Source organism: Spirosoma gilvum (assembly GCF_054776815.1).
Genome location: NZ_BAAHBH010000001.1, coordinates 934,862 through 954,882 on the forward strand (window position 1 = coordinate 934,862; position 20,021 = coordinate 954,882).

19 protein-coding genes are annotated in these 20,021 nt (G+C 49.7%); 10 read left to right on the plus strand and 9 right to left on the minus strand.

The features are described 5' to 3' along the window. Positions 1-7 precede the first annotated feature (7 nt). The 3 genes from ACYVFD_RS03755 to ACYVFD_RS03765 all read left to right on the plus strand — a co-directional run bounded on the left by ACYVFD_RS03755 (position 8) and on the right by ACYVFD_RS03765 (position 4,143). A complete protein-coding gene (locus ACYVFD_RS03755) occupies positions 8-1,309 on the plus strand; it encodes an amidohydrolase family protein (protein ID WP_461088414.1) in 1,302 nt (433 codons plus the stop codon). A 361-nt stretch (positions 1,310-1,670) separates the two neighbouring features. Continuing rightward, complete coding sequence (locus ACYVFD_RS03760; protein WP_461088415.1) at positions 1,671-2,999, plus strand: DEAD/DEAH box helicase; 1,329 nt, start codon at positions 1,671-1,673, stop codon at positions 2,997-2,999. Continuing rightward, positions 2,965-4,143 (plus strand): DEAD/DEAH box helicase, encoded by a 1,179-nt coding sequence (locus ACYVFD_RS03765; RefSeq protein ID WP_461088416.1) that lies wholly within the window; start codon positions 2,965-2,967, stop codon positions 4,141-4,143. The genes ACYVFD_RS03760 and ACYVFD_RS03765 overlap by 35 nt, the downstream gene beginning before the upstream one ends. A 22-nt stretch (positions 4,144-4,165) precedes the next feature. Here the strand turns inward: ACYVFD_RS03765 and recG are convergent, their stop codons facing one another. From recG to ACYVFD_RS03810, 9 genes are all read right to left on the minus strand, one after another. Beyond that, positions 4,166-6,274 (minus strand): ATP-dependent DNA helicase RecG, encoded by a 2,109-nt coding sequence (gene recG / locus ACYVFD_RS03770; RefSeq protein ID WP_461088417.1) that lies wholly within the window; start codon positions 6,272-6,274, stop codon positions 4,166-4,168. 195 nt (positions 6,275-6,469) lie between these two features. Further along, entirely contained in the window at positions 6,470-7,903 is a 1,434-nt protein-coding gene (locus ACYVFD_RS03775) for a DUF5723 family protein (RefSeq protein WP_461088418.1), read from the minus strand. A gap of 161 nt (positions 7,904-8,064) precedes the next feature. After that, complete coding sequence (locus ACYVFD_RS03780; RefSeq protein ID WP_461088419.1) at positions 8,065-8,667, minus strand: NifU family protein; 603 nt, start codon at positions 8,665-8,667, stop codon at positions 8,065-8,067. A 188-nt stretch (positions 8,668-8,855) separates the two neighbouring features. Further along, the gene (gene rpmA / locus ACYVFD_RS03785) at positions 8,856-9,170 is read right to left on the minus strand and encodes a 50S ribosomal protein L27 (protein ID WP_461088420.1); all 315 of its coding nucleotides are present in this window, start codon (positions 9,168-9,170) and stop codon (positions 8,856-8,858) included. A 96-nt stretch (positions 9,171-9,266) separates the two neighbouring features. Further along, the gene (rplU, locus tag ACYVFD_RS03790) at positions 9,267-9,584 is read right to left on the minus strand and encodes a 50S ribosomal protein L21 (protein WP_020595800.1); all 318 of its coding nucleotides are present in this window, start codon (positions 9,582-9,584) and stop codon (positions 9,267-9,269) included. A 68-nt stretch (positions 9,585-9,652) separates the two neighbouring features. After that, positions 9,653-10,720, minus strand: a complete 1,068-nt coding sequence (locus ACYVFD_RS03795) for a peptidoglycan DD-metalloendopeptidase family protein (protein WP_461088421.1) — start codon at positions 10,718-10,720, stop codon at positions 9,653-9,655. A 64-nt stretch (positions 10,721-10,784) separates the two neighbouring features. Beyond that, complete coding sequence (trxB, locus tag ACYVFD_RS03800; RefSeq protein ID WP_461088422.1) at positions 10,785-11,750, minus strand: thioredoxin-disulfide reductase; 966 nt, start codon at positions 11,748-11,750, stop codon at positions 10,785-10,787. A 187-nt stretch (positions 11,751-11,937) separates the two neighbouring features. Continuing rightward, positions 11,938-13,947, minus strand: a complete 2,010-nt coding sequence (locus tag ACYVFD_RS03805; protein ID WP_461088423.1) for an OmpA family protein — start codon at positions 13,945-13,947, stop codon at positions 11,938-11,940. Further along, the gene (locus ACYVFD_RS03810) at positions 13,902-14,567 is read right to left on the minus strand and encodes a 7-carboxy-7-deazaguanine synthase QueE (RefSeq protein WP_461088424.1); all 666 of its coding nucleotides are present in this window, start codon (positions 14,565-14,567) and stop codon (positions 13,902-13,904) included. Before ACYVFD_RS03810 ends, ACYVFD_RS03805 begins: the two co-directional genes overlap by 46 nt. Before the next feature lie 294 nt (positions 14,568-14,861). On the opposite strand from ACYVFD_RS03810, the gene hisG reads away from it, so the two are divergent. From hisG to ACYVFD_RS03845, 7 genes are all read left to right on the plus strand, one after another. Beyond that, entirely contained in the window at positions 14,862-15,722 is an 861-nt protein-coding gene (gene hisG, locus ACYVFD_RS03815) for an ATP phosphoribosyltransferase (protein WP_461088425.1), read from the plus strand. Between the two features lie 104 nt (positions 15,723-15,826). Continuing rightward, complete coding sequence (hisD, locus tag ACYVFD_RS03820; RefSeq protein WP_461088426.1) at positions 15,827-17,116, plus strand: histidinol dehydrogenase; 1,290 nt, start codon at positions 15,827-15,829, stop codon at positions 17,114-17,116. Positions 17,117-17,148: 32 nt separating this feature from the next. Then, entirely contained in the window at positions 17,149-17,391 is a 243-nt protein-coding gene (locus ACYVFD_RS03825) for a hypothetical protein (protein WP_461088427.1), read from the plus strand. Beyond that, positions 17,388-17,768: a type II toxin-antitoxin system VapC family toxin gene (locus ACYVFD_RS03830; RefSeq protein WP_461088428.1), complete on the plus strand. Its 381-nt coding sequence runs from the start codon at positions 17,388-17,390 to the stop codon at positions 17,766-17,768. The genes ACYVFD_RS03825 and ACYVFD_RS03830 overlap by 4 nt, the downstream gene beginning before the upstream one ends. Then, positions 17,765-18,265, plus strand: a complete 501-nt coding sequence (locus ACYVFD_RS03835) for a peptide deformylase (RefSeq protein WP_461088429.1) — start codon at positions 17,765-17,767, stop codon at positions 18,263-18,265. The genes ACYVFD_RS03830 and ACYVFD_RS03835 overlap by 4 nt, the downstream gene beginning before the upstream one ends. A 15-nt stretch (positions 18,266-18,280) precedes the next feature. Continuing rightward, positions 18,281-19,408, plus strand: coding sequence for a histidinol-phosphate transaminase (gene hisC / locus ACYVFD_RS03840; RefSeq protein WP_461088430.1), 1,128 nt, complete (start codon positions 18,281-18,283; stop codon positions 19,406-19,408). A gap of 68 nt (positions 19,409-19,476) precedes the next feature. After that, positions 19,477-20,019: a hypothetical protein gene (locus ACYVFD_RS03845; protein WP_461088431.1), complete on the plus strand. Its 543-nt coding sequence runs from the start codon at positions 19,477-19,479 to the stop codon at positions 20,017-20,019. Positions 20,020-20,021: the final 2 nt, after the last annotated feature.

Here is a 20,021-nt window from a genome sequence, read left to right on the forward strand (position 1 = left end):
AAACCATATGAAAAAAACACTGTCTATACTTTTTTCGCTGGCTACGCTTACGAGCTTTGGTCAGAACCCGGCTCCGGCCAAACCACAGACAAAGACCATTGCCTTAATGGGTGGCGTTGTGCATATCGGTAACGGCCAAGTGATTCCCAATGGTGTTGTGCTGTTCGATAAGGGTGTCATTACCAACGTGGTCGATGGTACGATCGTTCGGCTGAACCTGAATGATGTTGAGGTCATCGACGTATCGGGCAAGCACGTATATCCCGGATTTATTTCGCCGGTGTCTACCGTTGGTTTACAGGAAACCGGCGCGGTGCGCGCTACCGTCGATAAACAGGAAGTTGGTATCCTGAATCCGCACATCCGCGCGTTGATTGCCTACAATACGGATTCGGAGATTATTCCAACCATTCGGAACAATGGGGTTCTGTTTTCGCAGGCAACCCCGCAGGGAGGAACCATTTCGGGAAGTTCGAGTGTGATGATGTCGGATGGCTGGAATTGGGAAGATGCCGTACTGAAGAAAGATGATGGCCTCTGGCTGAACTGGCCTGCTTATTTTTCCCGTGACTTCAACCTGGAGGATTTTTCGACAGTTGTCCGCAAAAATGACCGCCGGGAAGCAGCCATTGCAGCGCTCCAGTCCACTTTTGCTGATGCGCGAGCCTATGCAGCCCTGACCAATCCGACGCCGATGAACCTGAAGCTGGAGGCCATGAAAGGGCTATTTTCAGGTAAGCAGAACCTGTACATCCGGGCGAACAATGGCAAGGATATTATTGAGTCGGTGAAATTTGCGAAAGGTGCTGGTGTGCAGAAAGTGGTCATTGTTGGGGGCGAGGATGCACATCGGGCCATTACTTTCCTGAAAGAGAACAACGTACCCGTTATTCTGGGCGAAATGCATCGACTGCCAACTCGTGAAGACGAAGATGTGGACCTGCCGTATCGCTTGCCGGGTATCCTGCAAAAAGCGGGTATCCTGGTCGGTCTAAGCTACGCTGATGAGTGGTGGCGGACTCGGAATCTACCCTTCCAGGCTGGAACCGCTGCTGGTTTTGGGATCAGTGATCGTGAAGAAGCCCTCAAACTGGTGACCTCAAATACGGCCAAAATCCTGGGTATTGATAACCTGGTGGGTACACTGGAAAAGGGTAAGCAGGCCACGCTCTTCGTGTCGGCCGGAGATGCCCTGGATATGCGGACCAACGTCATCGAAAGGGTATTTATCCAGGGCCGGAAAGTGGATCTGGACGATCGTCATAAGCGTCTTTACAAAACGTATAAAGACAAGTACGAACAGAAATAACGGCTGAATACAGTGTAATGTAAATTTTCTGTCATTCCGACGAAGGAGGAATCTTCGGGTAAGGAAGAAATACGACACTCATTCGAAGATTCCTCCTTCGTCGGAATGACAGAAAATACTCAAGGGATTAAATTACAGTGTACTTAATAATGTTAGTCGAAGTTTAGAAGGGGCAGGTTTGTAAACCTGTCCCTTCTGTTTTATTCAGCCTACCTAATTTTAGTGTTAAAGTTACATAAGTGATTGATAGTAAGCGCGTTATGCTAAAGTGGGTATTTCGAAGAACGTCTTTTGTCGTGTGTCTTTTCTCTTTCTTCTGCGATTAGCCCTACCTTCGCTGAGTAGTAGATGTGAAAAGACAATGACGTTTGACGAACTGAATCTGAATAAACCGCTCCTGAATGCGCTGAATGACCTGGGCTATACCACACCGACGACGATTCAGCAAAACGTGTTTCCGGTCGTTATGTCGGGCCGGGATGTTTGCGGACTGGCGCAGACTGGAACGGGGAAAACGCTTGCCTACTTGCTGCCCTGTCTTCGTCAACTTCAGTTTTCCAAGGAGAAACTTCCGCAACTGCTAATCATTGTGCCGACGCGTGAGTTGGTGGTGCAGGTGCTGGAAACGGTAACGCAATTGACCACCTACATGAATCTGACCGCTGTAGGTGTTTATGGCGGTGTCAATATGAAGCCACAAGTGGCTCAGGTTCAGCAAGGCATGGATGTGCTGGTGGCAACGCCGGGTCGCCTGGTCGATTTATTGTCGAATGGTGTTCTAAAAACCAAAGCGATTAAGAAACTGGTCATCGATGAGGTCGATGAGATGCTGGACCTTGGCTTTCGGACGCAATTGAAAACCATTCTGGACCTGTTGCCACCGAAACGCCAGAACCTATTGTTTTCGGCTACACTTACCCCCGAAGTCGAGCTGTTAATTGATACCTTCTTCAATAATCCCGTTCGGGTAGAAGCGGCACCGATGGGTACCCCCCTGGAAAACATTGCCCAGACGGCCTATGAAGTCCCCAACTTTTACACCAAGGTGAATTTGCTGGAGTTATTGCTACGTCAGGATACGGAGATGACCAAAGTGCTGGTCTTTGTCGCGACCAAGCAGTTGGCCGATCAACTGGAAGAAGAAATTACCCCCAAATTTCCAGCACAGGTCGGTATTATTCATGCCAGTAAAGCACAAAATCTCCGGTTCGAAGCGGTCGAAAATTTCAAGGCCGGGATTTCCCGAATATTGATTGCCACCGATATTATTGCCCGAGGAATCGACGTCGCCCAGGTTTCGCACGTGGTAAATTTTGATATGCCTGATGTGCCGGAAATCTATATCCACCGAATTGGCCGAACGGGTCGAGCCGACCAAAAAGGGATCGCGATTGCCTTTCTGACATCGGCTGATAATGAACGTTTGGAGGCAGTTGAAACCCTGATGAAGTATTCGATTCCGAGACTCGCATTGCCGGATGATCTGGTCATTTCGAGCGAGCTTACGGAAGCCGAAATGCCTAAAGTGCACATGAAGATCGTTGAGGTGAAAGTGCCTAAACGTGAAGAGGTTGGGCCTGCGTTTCACGAGAAGCTAGCCAAGAATAAAAAAGTAAATGTCCGGCGGGATTATGCCGCCGAAAAACGAGAAAAATATGGTCGACCCATTAAGCGAAGCGGAAAAAAGTAACGTCACCTTTGCCTCCCTCGGGCTATCGGAACCACTGGTTAAGGCCGTGGAGGAACAGCAGTACACGCGCCCATACCCCATCCAGCGCGACGCTATTCCGCCCATCCTGCGTGGAAAAGACATCCTGGGTATCGCCAAAACGGGTTCTGGTAAAACCGCTAGTTTTGTCCTGCCGATTCTGGAGTTGTTTCACCGAACCAAAACCGTGAGTAGCCGTTATGCCAGCGTACTCGTATTGGTGCCGACCCGCGAATTGGCGAGTCAGGTAGCCGATGTGTTTCAGAACCTGGGTAAGCATCTGTTTCCAAAAGTGAAAACGGTGGCCGTCTATGGTGGTGTATCCATCAATCCGCAGATGCAGGCCGTGTATGGGGCTGACATTATCGTTGCTACACCGGGTCGATTGCTGGATTTACTCGCACAAAATGCATTACGACTATCTGACGTTGAAATTCTGGTTCTCGATGAGGCCGATAAAATGCTTGAACTTGGCTTTGCTGATGAGATGAGCCAACTGTTTGATCAGCTACCCAAAGGCCGGCAGACGATTCTGTTCTCGGCAACACTGGGCGATGCTGTTCAGGAAATTAATCAAACACTACTGCGCTCGCCCATTAAAATTGAAGTAGTCGAAGAAGCCACGAACCTCGAACTGATTGAACAGGTAGCGTATAAAGTTGATCCAGCCCGGAAAGGCCCGTTGCTCCGGTATCTGATCAAAACCGAAAACATGAAGCAGGTGCTGGTCTTTGCATCGTCGACCCGAACAGCCGATAATCTGGTGGTTAAATTGACGAAGAACGGGATTCAGGCGGCTGCTATCCACGGGCAGAAAGGCCAGGAAGTTCGTACGGATGTGCTCCATAAATTCAAGGCCGGTAAGTTGCAGGTCATGGTAGCTACGGATCTGTTAGCGCGTGGCATCGACATTCAGTTGCTTCCCTACGTGATCAACTTCGATTTGCCGCGTTCACCCAAAGATTATGTCCACCGGATTGGCCGAACGGGTCGTGCGGAAGCTACGGGGAAGGCTATTTCGCTAATCACACCCGACGACGAGCATCATTTCAAAATCATTCAGAAAAAGATGGGTAAACGAGTGACGCAACTTGATACCACCGATCTGGATTTACAGGGATACTGATCGCTATTTACGAATCAATACATTACGAAATCCGGCCCCAGTTACTTTCGGTTTGTTTGATGCCGTCCAGGTGGTTGCGAATGGGGGCATGTTGGGGGAGGATGAGTTCCGGATCTTCGGCCAGGATTGCCTGAGCCGAGTCGCGGGCGGCCGTCAGTATGGGCCCATCTTTAGCCAGGTCGGCAATCATCAGGTCCATGACCCCACTTTGCTGCGTACCCGTCAGGTCGCCGGGGCCGCGTAGTTGCAGATCAACGTCGGCAATCTCAAAGCCGTTGTTGGTGCGTACCATCGTTTCGAGCCGGGTGCGGGTGTCGCTGCTGATTTTGTAGCCGGTCATCAGAATGCAGTACGATTGCTCAGCGCCCCGACCAACGCGCCCGCGTAACTGGTGCAATTGTGACAGCCCAAACCGTTCGGCACTTTCAATGACCATTACACTGGCGTTGGGTACGTTCACGCCCACTTCAATGACCGTTGTGGCGACCAGAATCTGGGTTTCGTTCTTCAGAAACCGTTTCATCTCGTCGTCTTTTTCGTACGGCAGCATTTTTCCGTGCAGAATTCCGATCTCGTATTTAGGTCGGGGAAAGGCTCGTTGCATACTTTCGAAGCCGTCCATGAGGTCTTTATAATCCAGCTTTTCGGATTCCACGATCAACGGGTACACGACATACACCTGTCGGCCGAGTTCAATCTGCTGACGGATAAAGCCAAACACTTCGGCCCGGTGCTTGTCGAACTTATGCACTGTTTTGATGGGTTTACGGCCTTTGGGCAATTCATCGATCACCGACACGTCCAGATTACCATAGAGTGTCATGGCCAGCGTACGCGGGATGGGCGTGGCTGTCATGACCAGAATGTGCGGAGGAACCACTTCGTTCTTGCGCCAGAGTTTCGCCCGTTGGGCCACGCCAAATCGGTGCTGCTCATCAATAATGCATAGGCCAAGATTTTTGTATTGGACGGCATCTTCGAGCAGGGCGTGGGTCCCGACCAGAATGTGCATTTTGCCGGATTGCAATTCATCATGAAGCACCACCCGACGTTTCTTATTGGTCGAACCGGTCAAAATGCCGATGTTAAGCCCCATCGAATCGGCAAATGGCTTCAGGCCATTGTAATGCTGATCCGCCAGAATTTCGGTAGGGGCCATGATGCAGGCCTGAGCTCCGTTGCCGATGGCGAGCAGACAGGCAATAAACGCTACAATGGTTTTGCCACTGCCTACGTCACCCTGTAACAATCGGTTCATCTGTTTACCCGTCAGGAAATCGGCATAGATTTCCTTGATAACCCGTTGCTGTGCAAACGTAAGCTCGAACGGGAGCAACTCTTTGTAAAAATGCTTCATCAGCGAGGTGTCCCGGAAAATCTGTCCTGGAAACTCTTCTTTCTGAATCAGCTTGTTTTTGATCAACCGGAGTTGGTTGTAGAACAACTCTTCAAATTTCAACCGCCGTTGCGCCTGCTTCAACCAAGCCTGATTTTGAGGCAAATGAATATTCCACATAGCCTCGCGCTTGCCAATCAACCGAAATTGCTGAATCAGTGATTCGGGTAAGGTTTCGCGAATATGCGGCCACGATTGCTCTAGCAATATTCGCATCACTTTGCCGATGGCTTTGCTATCGAGGTGGCGTTTGCGGAGCTTTTCGGTCAGGTTGTAAACGGGGAAGAAACCGGCTTCATGTTCGGCAGCCGTGGCCGTATTTTCCAGTTCGGGGTGAACAATGCTGAATTGCCCGTTGAACGATTGCGGTTTGCCGTATACAATGTACTCACCATCCCGCCGGAGTGTTTTCTCCATGTAGGTGATAGCCTGAAACCAGACCAGCGACATGGAGCCGGTACCATCCTGAAATGTGGCCACTAACCGCTTCTTCGGCCCTTCGCCTTCCAGATACCACTCGCGGATGCGGCCCCGTACTTGCGCAGAAGGCATGGACTCCATCAACTCGCTGATGGTATAGAAACGGGTTCGGTCGTCGTAGCGAAAGGGATAGTACTGGATCAGGTCGCCGTAGGAGAACAGATTCAACTCTTTGTTGAGTAATTCGGTCCGTTGGGGGCCTAATCCTTTCAGATAAAGCAGCGGTGTATCAAAAAAAACGACTCGTTCGGTCATAGCTGACCCCAGCGCGGGTGTGTACTACCCCGGTCTGGATTGATCAAAAATACAAAAAAGTACTTAGTTGTCATAAATGGTCATTCGTCGTCATTGATGGTCATTTGTAGCTATTCATTGTCATTCAGTAGGTTTGTCATATTCATAGAACAATCAATGACCACAAATGACAATCCATGACTACGAGTTGACCTCCTATTCCTCTTCCACTTTTCCCAGGCCAAAGGCAAACCCCGCGTAGATATCCAAACCCCGTGGTTGGATGCCATTGGAACTGTTGCCAAGCAAGCCCAGTAAATTGTCGGTTCCTAGCCAGCCGGGTCCTACTCGAACAGAGCCTCCGGCCGTGAGCCCCCCATTCAGGTAGGCAATCGGTACCGATACACTTAACCAACGGGAATCGTAGCGGGGAGTAACGGCAATAAGGGTAGGCTGATGGCTAGCGGCTGCTGACGTGGCCCGAACGTCCTGTAAATAAGTGAAATTTAGGCCAAACCCGTTGGGGAGTTGATAATCGAAGAGCAGATTTAAGGACGTTGGAAGACCTACCCGGAAGGTGTTGCTGTCGGGGGCCCGGCCAGTCGTTAGCCGACTCTGAATAACCTCGACAATCGAACTGGTACCACTCAGGTTATTGAAATCCTTCGTACTGAATCGTACGGGTTTAGCCGCCAGATCGCTGTTGGTATAGCTATATTCCTGACCTTTATATGTGAGGCCCCCGATATCCGTCAGGGCGATGCCAAGCCGTAAAGCCGGACTATCGACATCGTATTGATCAACATACGTAAAGCCTAGATCAAGCCCGAATCCTCGACCTGGTGAAGAGGGACTAAACAAAGTGGCAGGCGTCAGGCTTCGGTTTTGTAGAAACGTAGTATAGGCCAGTGTAGCGTCTAATTTGCTTACTTCCAAGAGGTTGGTATTCGGTATGGTTGGGTCCTGTACGATTCGATAGCTCATGCCCCGGTTGGTCATTCGTTGAGCAGAATACCCTAGCAGGAACTTAGCCGTCGTTCCAAATAAAATCTTTCGTCCGTCGGCTTCCATAATAGGAAAGCCATACGTTACGCCCAGTTCGGCATACGTATTGGTACTGGCGCCAAACTTATTGTCTGTTGTCGGAATGCTGTACAATCCTCCTGTGTTCAGACTGGCCCGGAAAGCCGATAGAAGCCCTTCTGAAGCACCAATCACCTGTCCAATAGCCCGAAACCGCGTTGTGAAAGCCAGGGCCGCTCCCCGCTCACCCACCTGCATCAGGAACGAAGGGCCACGAACTTCACCCCATATGGTCCCATTTTTGGGTTTGCCGTCTAGCGTTTCACGTGTATAGTCCGTTTCAAAGCGGATAGAGCCGTCGGCTGATTTGTATTGGGCAGGGACATTGCCTGTGATTAGCCGAAGTAAGGAGAAAGGGGCCTGATAGCGTACATAATTATTATCAACATGGCCGTTGCCCGTGAAAACGTTCAGGTAAAATTTGGAAGGGGAATCGGCAGCCAGAGCCGGATTCATATAGAGCCGGTTGGTGCCCCCAAATCGACTGGTCGAAATGCCCAATAAGTTCTGAGAAAAACTGGCACCAGAAATCTGTAGGAGCAGTCCTAGTGAGAGTAAATACTTCATGTAGTGAATCAGTGAATGCAAAAGCGTCTGCAAAAGAAACGCAAAACCGCCATTAGGGTTGGCTAATGGCGGTTTTATTTTTGACTTCTTAGTCAACGGTTAGTTCGTCAACAGCTCTTTTTCTGAAAAGCGATAACGACGATTGACTGATAACTATGGGCTTATACTCCTTCTGCTTCAACCGTTTTGACTTCTGGTACCAGTCTAGTCAACAGGTTTTCAATGCCCGCTTTGAGGGTCAGAGTAGAGGATGGGCAACCGCTGCATGAGCCTTGAAGTAAAACTTTGACGGTACCCGTAGGTTCATCAAATGTATGGAAGCTGATAGCGCCCCCGTCTGACTCCACAGCCGGACGGATGTATTGGTCCAGAACGGCTTTAATTTTCTGTACGGTTTCCGAATCGACCTCCAGCTTGGTGGTGTTGGCATCCATCGTCCGTTGGGCAAAAACGGGCTTTTGCTCGCTGAAATAATCTTTCAGGAAAAGCTTCACCTCAAACAGAACGTCGTCCCACTCGGTTTCGTCGTCTTTCGTAACGGTCACGAAATTACCTGAGATAAACACCCGGCGTACAGAATCAAAACCAAACAGCGCTACGGCCAACGGCGACGCTTTCCCATCGAGCAGGGCATCGCCGGGGGTTGCATAATCGAATGAAAGCCCGCTGGGCACGAGTTCAAAACTGACGACGAACTTCATTGAGTTCGGATTGGGGCTTCCTTCCGTAAAAATAGATACGGGACGGCTGAGCGTAGAATTCATAGAGAGCGTATGGTTTTGGTTTACCAGATACGGTTAGATCACAAACGTGAGAAGAAAGAGAGCCAATGAAAACAGCTAGTCTACCTTCGTTCGATTAACTAACACCGACATCATTTTTTTAGTTTTTGCCCATAAAAAAACCCGCCTGACTTTAATCAAACGGGTTCATTGTTAGCAATGTATGCGAACTAAGCCTCTGCTGTTTCGGCTGGAGCTACAGCTACCGGAGCTGCCTCAACGGCTGACGGACCTGCTGGAATGATGTCGACATACGAACGGCTGTTGCGACCTGGACGGAATTTTACAACACCATCAACCAGGGCAAACAACGTATAATCTTTACCCAGCCCTACATTTTTACCGGGGTGGTGTTTCGTGCCACGCTGACGCACGATAATATTGCCGGCAATAGCCGACTGACCGCCGAACAACTTCACGCCCAGACGTTTGCTGATCGAATCACGGCCGTTTTTGGAACTACCTACACCTTTCTTGTGTGCCATTTTTCTTTGAAGGAGTTAGGAGCGAGGAGCGAGGAGCGAGAATAAGGTTTGCGTCAGCAACTCCTCACTTCTCGCTCCTAACTCCTCACTACTGTTTTACAGAGTTATGTCTTCGATCAGGACCTTCGTCAGGTATTGACGGTGGCCGTTTTTCTTTTTGTATCCTTTCCGACGTTTTTTCTTGAAGACGATAACTTTTTCGCCTTTCAAGTGCTCGACAATTTTAGCCGATACGGTCGCTCCAGCGACGGTTGGGGCACCGACGGAAATGCTCCCTTCGTTATCAACAAGGAGAACTTTCACCTTGTCGGAGGCAAGTGCAGCGTCCACATCGCCCTCTAACCGGTGGGTATAGATGGAACGACCTTTCTGGATCTTGAATTGCTGCCCTGCGATCTCTACGATTGCGTACATGTGTTGTGTATAAAATTGGAAATGAGGGTGCAAAGGTAATGTTTTTTCTGCACAATCCAATATATAGACTAATGCACACGAATTTTTTGACCAGCCCGAAGCCGTGAACCGGAAATATGATTTTTACGCTTTAGGGCCGACACCGACATGCCATACCGATCGGCTATAGAACTGAGGGTATCGCCTGAACGAACTTTATGCAAGACCGTCCGTTTAAACCGGGGCTTAGAGCGAGACTCCGACGAGTTTGAGCGCCCTCCACGCAGGTAATCCCATACCGATCCGGTGAGCAAAAAATGGTCGGAAAGGATAGTGTTTTCAGGGAAGGCATAGATGTTGAGTGGGCTAAATGGATTCCCTTCATAGCGTGTCTCAAAGTGGAGGTGAGGCCCCGAACTGCGACCTGTACTACCGCCAAGCCCAATTTGGTCACCGGCTTTGACGAGCTGGCCTGTTTCGACGGTCTGTTTAGAGAGGTGACCATATAAGGTTTCGAGCCCATTGTAATGCCGAACCAGCACGTACCGACCATATCCATCCCCATTCCAGCCAACAACCCGTACAATACCGTCGAAGGCGGCATAGACTGGGTCTCCCGTTTCCAGGTCAAGATCGGTACCCGTATGCCAGCGACCCCAGCGAAACCCGAAATTGGAAGTCATTTTGCCTTCATTCAGCGGTGCCGACCAGTAGCGGTTGGCGGGAGGGTCATACAGTTTAAGATCGATTGTTTCGTCGAATTCGAGCGGGTCGATGTTATACGGATCAATGGTACGGGAGTCCCATACGGCATAATAATCGGCGATTTTGACCCATTCATTGCCAACCAGTACAGAGTCGATGATTTCCACAACGCTGGTCTCTCCCTGATCAATCTGGCTCGTGTCTTCGCTTACAACGGGGTTTAACTCTTTTTTTGGTTCAAACTGGTTGTTGAAACGCAGTTGGGTAGTTTCTTGCTCAAACGGGTCGTCCGCTTTTTGCGGCTGATCGACGACGGGTGCGTTTGGGGTTGCCCCATTTTTGGGCGTAATACGCAGGTTATTTTTAAATCGCCCGCGCTCCTGGGCCTGTACAGTTAGGGATATGCACAGACACCCAATGGCTAAAAGCCACTGTGTAGCGGTTCTTCTCATCGGCAGATGAGTTTTCGGTTTACGGATATAAACCGTAAACCGAAAACCTGTTTTTGTTAATGTATTAAATTTCTTCAGGTTGCATTTCCAGGGTGACCAGATAACGTTCTGCGTCGAGGGCGGCCATACAGCCAGTACCAGCCGCCGTAACAGCCTGACGATAGATGTTATCCTGTGCGTCGCCACAGGCAAATACACCGGGTATATTGGTTCGGGTGCTTCCCTTTTCGGTCAAAATGTAGCCATTATCGTCCAAATCGATAAACTCCCGGAAAATGTCTGTATTCGGTTTGTGACCAATAGCCACAAAAAAGCCTGTAACGTTCAGAATCGACTCTTCGCCCGTTACCGTATTTTTAATCCGAACGCCCTCTACATCTTCATCACCAAGGATTTCCTCGGTTACCGAATTGTAAAGTATTTCGATATTATGCGCTGTGGTCACCCGTTGCTGCATGAACTTCGATGCCCGCATCTCATCGCGTCGGACCAACATATACACCTTGCGGCATAAATTGGCCAGATAACTGGCTTCTTCGGCCGCTGTGTCGCCTGCGCCAACGATAGCTACGTCCTGTCCCCGGAAAAAGAATCCGTCACAGACCGCACAGGCCGATACGCCCCGGCCATTAAGTCGCATTTCGGAGGGCAAACCGAGCCACTTAGCCGAAGCACCCGTTGAAATAATGACCGAATCGGCCGTGATTTCATATTTATCGTCGACAGTAACGCGGTGTGGATTTCCAGGGCCTGGCTGCTCTACAAATTCAACATTGGTCACCATCCCATAGCGAATGTCGGTGCCAAACCGGCGAGCCTGTGTTTCAAGATCCTGCATCATCTGAGGGCCTTGTACGCCATTCGGGTATCCTGGGAAATTATCAACTTCAGTAGTGATCGTTAATTGTCCACCGGGTTGGGCGCCCTGAAAAAGAACGGGTTGCATGTTTGCCCGCGATGCATAAATAGCTGCTGTATAACCGGCTGGACCAGAACCTATAATTAAGCACTTAACGTGTTCGGGAGTCATTGTAGTGGGAATGTGTTGTCTGGTAACTAAAAAATACCCCCGCCCTAAAGTGGAGGTATTTGGACAACATATACAAAATTGAAAAAAATCCCGCAGGAAAACAAAGAGCGAAAGAGTGAATGAGTGTAAGAGCGAAAATGAGGTGCACCCGTATTTTGCTCTTTCGCTCATTCACTCTTTCGCTCTTTTATAAAACTTTCCACTCGATGCGCCGGTTGAGTCGTCGGTTTTCGTCGGTTGTATTCGGAACAAGTGGCCGGGTTTTGCCATAACCTACTGCCCTAATTCGGCCGGGTTCGATACCTGATTGAGTCAGATAGGTGACCACGGCTTGCGCCCGCTTTTGAGAAAGAGTCAGGTTGATGGCCGCATCCCCTTTGTCGTCGGTGTGTCCTGAAATCTCTACCTTAACGCCCGGATTTGACTGTAAAAAAGCGGCCAGCCGAGCCAGTTCCGTGCGTGATTTATCAGCCAGATCGTATCGGCCCGATTCGAAGAATAAATTATTCAGGGTTTCATTGGCGGTCGCTCCAGCAACCACCGGCTCCAGCGGTACCGCCAGCGACATGCCTTCACCTTTTGTTTTCTGGGTAAAATCGAACGACAGACTTTTGAACAGATAGCCCGATTGGCTCACATAGAGCGCGTATTCACCTCCACTGGGCAACACAGCCGTGTACTGACCCGTTTGCGCATCGGCCTGCACCCGCGAAACGATCTGATTAGTTTTCAGGTCAACGAGTTCAACGGTAGCGGCCAGTGGTTTTTTGGTTTTGGCGTCGGCTATCGTTCCCTTTAAATAACTGACCGGCTTGATGCGTTCCCGCAGCGATTCGGGCAACTCGAAGGTGTAGAGACGCGATTTCTGAGACACGCCTTCTTTCTGCTCTTCATACGAATAATAAGCCCGGGTGCCGTTGGCCGACACAAAAAGCGAAGCCTGATCTTCTGAAGTATTGATTGGATACCCCAAATTGGCGGGAGTAGACCAACCAGAAGGTCCAGTATCGGCTACAAACAAGTCATAACCACCCATACCAATGTGACCTTCCGAAGCGAAGAACAGGCTCTGGCCATTGGGGTGAATAAAGGGAGAAGCTTCATTGAAGGCTGTATTGACGGGTTCTCCCAGATTGATGGGCTCAGTCCACTCACCGTTAGTATCCCGATCACTGCGCCAGATATCACGACGGCCTTTGCCGCCGGGCCGGTCTGAAACAAAATAAAGCTGGCGTCCATCGGCCGACAGGGCCGGTTGCGATTCGTAGTACCGGGTGTTGATCGTAGGTCCTAAATTTTCGGGGCTCGACCAGTCATTGCCGGTTTTATGACTCATGTAAAGATCGCAGCTTCCAAAGCCTTTACGCCCCTGGCAGGCGGTAAACACAATGGTCCGCCCATCGGCCGACAGACTGGCTGTCCCTTCATTTTCGGGTGTATTGATACTACTAGCCAATGAGGTAGGCGGTGACCAGGTTTCACCATTGAAGGTGGCTGTCATCAGATCTTCGTCGCCTTCGGGTTTCAGCGCTGTAAAAACAAGCGTTTGCTCATCGGCGGTCAGAACCGGAAAATATTGAGAAGGCGTCGTTTGCAGTACCGACGATAAGGGTTTTGGGTCGACAGCCTGCGGATGCTGCATAGCTTCCTGACCAAAGCGAGCGGTTTCTAGTTGCCGGGCAATGCGTTTGGCCTGGGTCGATTGGGGAGCAAACAGCGTCTGAAATTTTTCAAGATAGGGGAGGGCTTCACCATAGCGCCCCAGCCGGAGTAAGGTATTGCTTAGGGCCTGATAAGCGGCTCCAGAGGATGGACTATCGGGCTGTAAACGAACCGCATTCCGATAGGCAGCGAGGGCCGGGTCGTACCGTCTGGTGAATTCGTACAGCTGACCAAGTTTCAGGTAGGCATCAGTGTAGTTTGGGTCTTCCTTTACCGCCTGTTCCATAAACGGAATTGCTTCGCCCGCCTTCCGCTCACTAAACAGCCTGATGGATTGGTCGTAAAGCTCTTTCGCTTTTTTTGTTTGAGCGTGGAGCAGGGTGCATGGAGCGAGGAGCAGGGAGATCAGCAAGGTGTGCTGAGCAAAAGGAAAAAAGAATCGGGTAAAGAGACTATTTCTCCCTGCCCCCTGCTCCCTGCCCCCTGCCTTTACGGAATATCCATGTATTTGTGCGTTTGCAACGAGATTTGCCATTGCGGATTAGCCTTTACGTAATCAACGATGCGAGGCAGCATTTCATTGGAACGACTCCACTCTGTTTGTAAAAAGAGTTTACAGTCGGGTCGTAAAAAGGGCACAAATGACTCCGCAAACGCGAAATCCGACACGTTATAAATAATAACTTTTAGCTCATCTGCTTTCTCGAAAATGGCTGGATTGGGCTTTTTGAATTTCTTGGGAGAGAAACATATCCAGTCCCACGAACCCGTAACGGCCTGACAAACGCCGGATGTTTCGATATTGGTTCGGAAGCCAGCGGCCTGCAAGGCGGAGGTCAGGTCGGTCAGGTCGTGCATCAGGGGTTCGCCACCCGTAACAACAGCCATTCGGCCAGGGTGCTCCAAAGCGCCTTGTACAATGGTATCTATAGCTAATTTAGGATGAGCCTCGGCATCCCACGATTCTTTCACGTCGCACCAGTGGCATCCCACATCGCAACCACCCAGCCGGATGAAATAAGCCGCCCGACCCGTATGCGCCCCTTCGCCCTGTATCGTATAAAATGCCTCCATGACGGGGAGCATCGACAAAGAACTGGTCGTGGTAGATTCCGTGAACGGAGTGATTCGTTGTTGATTCTGTTCTAAAAGCATAGGACAAAGATACAAACTTACCCGCCTAAAAGGTTTTCAAAACTTTTAGGTCTCATATTGAACAACTATCTTTGCGCCATGATTTCAAAACGGGCCACTCATTCGCCTTTCCGACATCGTCGTCATCATCACGGTTGCTAACCTGGCACCCCGATACATCGTTGTATCCCCGTTTTCCTGTATTTTTGCCCCCTAATTTCCTGATCGCTTGTTAACTGGCGGACTGTCGTTTCAAAACCAACGTATTACAAGGTGTATGAACCACCTCATGCATCCTACATCCTATATCAATTAATGTCTTCTGTATTACGAATTGCCCTTCAAAAATCAGGTCGGCTGAGCGAAGATTCCTATCAGCTTTTCAAGGAATGTGGTATCCGGTTCGACTATGGTACCGGTAAACTCAAATCCGTTTCGTCAAACTTCCCGGCCGAATTTCTCTTCCTGCGTGACGACGACATTCCCGGTTACGTAGAAGATGGCGTAGCTGATTTGGGTATCGTTGGTGAGAACGTTGCCGTCGAAATGGGACGCCCGGTTCAAACGATTCATAAATTAGGCTTTTCGAAATGCCGTTTGTCAATTGCCGTTCCACGGGGTATCGAATGGACGGGTATTCAGAGCCTGGAAGGGAAAAATATTGCTACGTCATACCCGAATCTGCTAGGTAACTATCTGACTGAGCAGGGCGTTCGTGCCGAAATTCATGAGATCAGTGGGTCGGTCGAAATCGCGCCCAGTATTGGTTTGGCGGAGGCTGTTTGTGATATTGTCAGCTCGGGAAGTACGCTACTCAGTAACGGGCTGAAAGAAGTGGAAACGATTTTCCGCTCCGAAGCTATCCTGATTGCGCCAACACAGTTGGATGCTGGAAAACAAGAGCTGGTTGATAAATTGTTGTTCCGCATCAAGGCCGTGCAGGTAGCGAAAAATAATAAGTATATCGTTCTGAATGCACCCAACCATGCGCTGAACCAGATTACCTCCCTGCTGCCCGGTATGAAAAGTCCGACGGTGACCCCGTTGGCTACCGAAGGCTGGAGTTCGGTGCATTCAGTGCTGAACGAAAATGAGTTCTGGGAAAACATCGAAGCCATCCGGGCCGCCGGTGCCGAAGGCATTCTGGTGATTCCAATTGAGAAAATGATCTATTAATTAGTATGTAGGAGTGAGGAGCGAGTAGTGAGAATGCTGACGCATATTTTTTGTTGTTGCGCCAGCATTCTCACTACTTGCTCCTCACTCCTCGCTCCTCAAAAATGAACATCATTCCTTTCCCTTCCCGTAGCGAATGGCCAGCGTTGCTGGCACGGCCTGTACAATCGACACAACAGATCGAAGCGGCTGTAGCACCGATTCTGGCTCAGGTAAAAGCCGAGGGCGATGCGGCACTGGTTGCACTGGCCAAAAAGTTTGACAAGGTGGACCTCACCACGGCGCAGTTACGTGTCGATTATACCGAACTCGAAGCTGCGGAAGCCCAACTAAGTGATGAATTGAAATCGGCCATCCGGCAAGCGTATCAGAACATTCGGCTATTCCATGAAAAGCAGAAACAGCCTGTCGAAAAGATCGAAACCATGCCCGGCGTTACGTGCTGGCGGAAAAGTGTAGGGATCGAAAAAGTCGGGCTGTATATTCCGGGGGGGACGGCCCCGCTGTTCAGTACCGTTTTGATGCTGGGTATTCCGGCTCAACTGGCGTGCTGTCGGGAAATTATACTTTGTACCCCGAGTAACCATCCTGCCATTTATTTTGCCGCCAAACTGGTGGGTGTTACACAGGTGTTTCGGATTGGTGGGGCACAGGCTATCGCGGCTATGGCGTACGGAACCGAGTCGGTGCCGCAGGTGTACAAGATCTTCGGGCCTGGCAATCAGTATGTGACAGCAGCGAAAATGCTGGTGGCCAAAGAAGGAATGGCGATTGATATGCCGGCTGGTCCGAGTGAAGTGGCCGTGTATGCCGACGATTCGGCCGTACCGTCGTTTGTAGCGGCTGATTTACTCTCTCAGGCTGAACACGGAGCCGATAGTCAGGTTCTACTAGTGTCGACCAGTAAAAAGCTTTTGACGAGTGTCAACCTGACCTTGTCAACGCAGCTCAGTCGCTTACCTCGGCAGGCGATGGCGGCTAAGGCGCTGGAAAACAGTAAAATGATTCTGGTCGAAAACCAGGCTGATGCCATTGACTTACTGAATAGTTACGCAGCGGAGCACCTCATTTTAAGCGTTGAAAATGCCGAATCGGTTGCCGAGCAGATTGTTAGTGCGGGTTCTATTTTCCTGGGCAACTACACGCCTGAATCAGCCGGTGATTATGCGTCGGGAACGAATCATACCCTGCCAACCAATGGATTTGCTCGGGCGTATAGTGGCGTATCGCTGGATAGTTTCGTGAAGAAGATAACGGTGCAACACATTACCCCCGCTGGTTTGCGGCAGGTTGGGCCAGTCGTGGAAGCGATGGCCGAAGCCGAATCGCTGGAAGCACACAAACGGGCGGTGAGCCTGCGCCTGGCTAGCCTGGAAGAAACGAATCCCGTTTGATTTCGTTATTTTGCTAAAAAACTGGTACAGCTATGGAACAGATACTCATAGAAGTTGATACTGTAAAAGATAAAGAATTACTTCTTGCCCTGCTCCCACGATTGAATGCGCGAGTTGTTGACCAACAAAGTATTAGTGAAAAGAAAGCAGCATTAATAAAATTAATGCAAGATATGGCTGCTAAAGGGGGCGTTGGCGATTCATTTGGCGACCCATCTGAATGGCAACGGGAAATTCGTAGCTGGGATCGTGTACTTGATGGACGCGAAGAATGATTTTAGACAGTAATATTCTTATATACTCTGTTGAGCCGGGATATGATACATTACGAACGTATTTGGCTCAAAATGTAGAAATTCCTTTTGTTTCTCAAATTACAAAGCTGGAGGTATTAGGATTTCATAGACTTCAACTCAGACATAAAATTGAGTTAGAGCTTTTCTTTGCTAATACATTCATTTTGCCCATTACGAATGAGATTATCACCGAAGCAATTCGGTTACGCCAACAGCGTAAAAGATCACTGGCAGATTCTATTATTGCAGCAACAGGGCTTCTCTATAACCAACCCGTTCTGACAAATAATGTAGCTGACTTTTCAGATATTGACGGGTTACAGATCATTTCCCTGTCCGACGTTTTAAACCCATGAAACACCTCGCTGATCTTCTGCTTTTGGGCGACCCGCGCTTGTACGAAACCTGCGAGCCCGTACTGGAGTCTGAACTTCCATTGGTGGCCGGTTGGGTAGCCGATCTGCATAACGTAATGGAAGAAATTCGGGCAAAATATAAGTTCGGACGAGGTATAGCCGCCCCACAGCTCGGGATTATGAAACGACTGATCTACCTGAATGTCGACCGGCCACAGGTGATTATCAATCCCGAACTGATAACACTCAGTGACGACATGGGTGAACTGTGGGACGACTGCATGAGCTTCCCGAACTTATTAGTACGGGTTCAACGACATCGGGAACTCACGATGATATACCGTGATGAGCATTGGCAATCCCATACCTGGGAAGTGACCGACTGGCGATTGTCGGAATTGATTCAGCATGAATACGACCACCTGAATGGTGTACTTTGTACCATGCGAGCTATCGACGAACAGGCTTTTCGCTGGCGACCAACTCCCACTCTTTAATTTGAATAACTAATTATGTTTAGTCTTACAAGCCTACTCCGCCCGCACATTCTGTCTCTAACACCCTATTCATCGGCTCGTGATGAGTATACGGGTACAATTGGGGTATTTCTGGATGCCAACGAAAACCCAATTGGGTCGACGACCAATACTGGTGAGTATAACCGCTATCCTGATCCGCACCAATGGGCGATCAAGCAGCAACTGGCACCCATCAAAGGGGTTCGCGTAGGGCAGATTTTTCTGGGTAACGGTTCCGACGAACCCATCGACCTGCTGGTACGGGCCACCTGTGTGCCCGGCGAGGATAACATGCTGATCATGCCACCTACCTATGGCATGTATGAAGTGTCGGCCGCACTCAACGATATTCCGCTGATCAAAGTACCGCTTACGCCCGATTTTCAGGTTGATACAGAGGCCGTTCTGGCCGCCATCACGGAAAAAACGAAACTAATCTGGCTATGTTCGCCTAATAATCCGTCAGGCAACCTGTTACAGGCTGATGCCATCCATCGGATTCTCGAAGCGGCCGATCATTCGCTGGTGGTTGTCGATGAGGCTTACATCGATTTTTCTAACGCGCCTTCCTGGACAACTCAACTGGACAAATACCCCAATCTGGTGGTCTTGCAAACCTTCTCGAAAGCCTGGGGACTGGCTGCCTTACGGTTGGGTATGTGCTTCGCATCGGAAGAGGTGATTCAGGTTTTGAATAAGATTAAGCCGCCTTACAACATTTCGGCACCTTCACAAACGCTGGCCCTGGAAGCGCTTACACAGGAGTCGAAAAAGGCCGATATGGTGGCCCAAATTTTGACGGACAGACAGATTTTGGCCGAAAAACTACGTTCTTTGCCGTCTGTGCGGGTGGTTCATCCGTCCGATGCCAACTTCCTGCTTGTTCAGTTTGATGACTCAAAATGGGTATTCGAGCATTTGATCGAGCAACAGGTTATTGTACGAGACCGGTCGAAGGTGAAGCTTTGCGAAGGCTGTTTACGTATTTCGGTAGGTACGCACGATGAAAACGAACGACTGATGGATGTCCTTCGACAGATGAACAGTACGCCAGTGACCTCGGAACTGCCACTTGGCACCGGCGAAGAGGCTACCAAACCCGAACTGGTGTCAAATACCTGAGCTTTCTGATCGATTGGTTGGTTACGTGGCGGGGTATCGGTAGTCTAAGTGAGACTAAAGCTTGTTGTATGAGAAAATTATTTCTGATAAGATGCCTGGCCCTGGCGGGCTGTTTGATGGCTACTCATGTAGCCTCTGCCCAATATAATAACTGGTCAATTGGATTCCGGATTGGAGAGCCTTCGGGCATAAATGTCCGTAAATATTTTGGTACTAATCATGCCTTCGACCTGAATATCGGCACGTATGGCGGTATTTACGGGACCAACCGGAGTTATCGTTCGGGCGATTATAAAACCGTTGGCTTAACCATTCAGGGACATTACTTATGGCATACAGCGCTCACGAAAAGCGAAAGTATCCGGGCCTATTACGGTTTTGGTGGCCAAATTAATAACCGACGGTACTATCCAGACTATCTGGCTGGCCAATCCGTTAATTATGTGAAAAGCAATATTTCCCTGGGCGGATCGGGTATCGGTGGGTTAGAATTCTTTCCCCCCAGTAAACCGTACTCCTTCTTCCTGGAAACCGGCGCGTACGTCGAACTCCTACAAGCCCCTTTCTTCCTAAGCTTAAATACAGGATTAGGATTGAGATATAATTTTTAAAG

Coding starts and splice junctions, on each gene's coding strand:
- ACYVFD_RS03755 (WP_461088414.1), top strand. CDS start 8: ATGAAAAAAACACTGTCTATACTTTTTTCGCTGGCTACGCTTACGAGC.
- hisG (WP_461088425.1), top strand. CDS start 14,862: ATGTCTTCTGTATTACGAATTGCCCTTCAAAAATCAGGTCGGCTGAGC.
- ACYVFD_RS03765 (WP_461088416.1), top strand. CDS start 2,965: ATGGTCGACCCATTAAGCGAAGCGGAAAAAAGTAACGTCACCTTTGCC.
- hisC (WP_461088430.1), top strand. CDS start 18,281: ATGTTTAGTCTTACAAGCCTACTCCGCCCGCACATTCTGTCTCTAACA.
- trxB (WP_461088422.1), bottom strand. CDS start 11,750: ATGACTCCCGAACACGTTAAGTGCTTAATTATAGGTTCTGGTCCAGCC.
- ACYVFD_RS03830 (WP_461088428.1), top strand. CDS start 17,388: ATGATTTTAGACAGTAATATTCTTATATACTCTGTTGAGCCGGGATAT.
- ACYVFD_RS03825 (WP_461088427.1), top strand. CDS start 17,149: ATGGAACAGATACTCATAGAAGTTGATACTGTAAAAGATAAAGAATTA.
- hisD (WP_461088426.1), top strand. CDS start 15,827: ATGAACATCATTCCTTTCCCTTCCCGTAGCGAATGGCCAGCGTTGCTG.
- ACYVFD_RS03760 (WP_461088415.1), top strand. CDS start 1,671: ATGACGTTTGACGAACTGAATCTGAATAAACCGCTCCTGAATGCGCTG.
- ACYVFD_RS03780 (WP_461088419.1), bottom strand. CDS start 8,667: ATGAATTCTACGCTCAGCCGTCCCGTATCTATTTTTACGGAAGGAAGC.
- ACYVFD_RS03845 (WP_461088431.1), top strand. CDS start 19,477: ATGAGAAAATTATTTCTGATAAGATGCCTGGCCCTGGCGGGCTGTTTG.
- ACYVFD_RS03810 (WP_461088424.1), bottom strand. CDS start 14,567: ATGCTTTTAGAACAGAATCAACAACGAATCACTCCGTTCACGGAATCT.
- ACYVFD_RS03805 (WP_461088423.1), bottom strand. CDS start 13,947: ATGGCAAATCTCGTTGCAAACGCACAAATACATGGATATTCCGTAAAG.
- ACYVFD_RS03775 (WP_461088418.1), bottom strand. CDS start 7,903: ATGAAGTATTTACTCTCACTAGGACTGCTCCTACAGATTTCTGGTGCC.
- rplU (WP_020595800.1), bottom strand. CDS start 9,584: ATGTACGCAATCGTAGAGATCGCAGGGCAGCAATTCAAGATCCAGAAA.
- recG (WP_461088417.1), bottom strand. CDS start 6,274: ATGACCGAACGAGTCGTTTTTTTTGATACACCGCTGCTTTATCTGAAA.
- ACYVFD_RS03795 (WP_461088421.1), bottom strand. CDS start 10,720: ATGAGAAGAACCGCTACACAGTGGCTTTTAGCCATTGGGTGTCTGTGC.
- rpmA (WP_461088420.1), bottom strand. CDS start 9,170: ATGGCACACAAGAAAGGTGTAGGTAGTTCCAAAAACGGCCGTGATTCG.
- ACYVFD_RS03835 (WP_461088429.1), top strand. CDS start 17,765: ATGAAACACCTCGCTGATCTTCTGCTTTTGGGCGACCCGCGCTTGTAC.